Annotated in this window: 1 pseudogene; it reads right to left on the reverse strand. The window is 57.1% G+C overall.

Features of this window, described 5'->3' with window-relative positions:
- Positions 1 to 1295, reverse strand: a pseudogene (locus QVO99_RS06480) (glycoside hydrolase family 127 protein); the annotation flags it as partial.

The raw sequence follows: 1295 nt of genomic DNA on the forward strand, positions 1-1295 counted from the left end.
GACGTGTGCGCATCGGCATGCTGAGTGTCACCACGTCGCCTTTCTTCCATGTGCGTGTCACTGTGGCGTAGGTGCCGGCGGTTGCCTCGATGGTCTGCTGAGCGCCGTTCACGAGTATCGTGGCTCCCTCGGTACACCAGTCCGGCACACGGAGCCGTATCCCGAACTGCTTCTTTCCCTTCAGCTTGTCGATGGTCAGCTCCACGGTGCCGTCCCACGGATAGTCGGTGGTTTGCGAGATGGCGATATCGCCGATGCCGTCGATGCGGGTGTTGAGGGTGTTGTCGCCGTAGAGGTTCACGTATATCACGTTCTTGCCGATGGAATAGGCATAGTCTTGTGCCTCGCAGAGGGTGCGCAGCGTGTTAGGCGGACAGCAGAAGCAGCTGATATACTCGGTGCGCTCCTTGGGCCAGCGCAGCTTGTATGGCAGGTCTGCCGAGATGCGCATGGGGTTGGTATAGAAATATTTCTTTCCGTCGAGACTGATGCCGGGCAGTATGCTGTTGTATAGGCAGTTCTCCACCACATCGGTGTATTTGGCATCTCCCGTGGCTGCAAACATGCGCCAGTTGAAGAAGAGGTTTCCGATGTTGGCGCATGTCTCGTTGTGTGCCGTGGAGTGTGGCAGCTGGTAGGGGCGGCCATAGCTCTGGTGCACTTTCTGCACGTTGTCGGGCTTATAGTCGGTGCCGTCGGGCGAAGTGCCGTCGTAGAGTGCTCCGCAGGCTCCGGTGATATACATCTTGCGTGTCACGATGTCGGTCCAGATGGCATCGAGGTTCTTCTTCAGCTGTTCTTCGCCGCTCTCCAGATAGAGGTCTGCTACACCGGCATACAGATAGTTTGCCCTCACCGAATGGCCCATGGCATTATACTGCTGGCGGAAGGGCACGCGGTCCTGGTTGTCGTCGGTGCCGTTTTCCACCTTGCCTCTTATGTCGATGAGTTTCTCTGATAGTTCCAGATATTTGGGGTCGCCGGTCTCGCGATACATCTCCGTCACCGCCATATAGTGTGACGGGCAGATGGCGTTGCGGGCGAGTTCGTCGGAGGCTCGCTTATAGAAATCATAGAGGAAGTCGGCTGCCTTCACCGCACAGTTGAAGAGCGTGTTCTTGCCCGTGGCTCTCTTGTGCATGATGCCGGCAGTGATGAGATGTCCCAGGTTGTAGGTCTCGAAGTTGAGCCGGTTGCCGAAGGCTCCGTCTTTTCCCGTTCCCACCTTTGTTCCGATGGTCTCATTCTCCTTCGCCTCCTCCTTGGCGCTCTGCTGCCTGTTCATCTCGGCTATG

It is taken from the genome of Prevotella sp. CAG:592 (assembly GCF_000436015.1).
Lineage (GTDB): Bacteria > Bacteroidota > Bacteroidia > Bacteroidales > Bacteroidaceae > Prevotella > Prevotella pectinovora.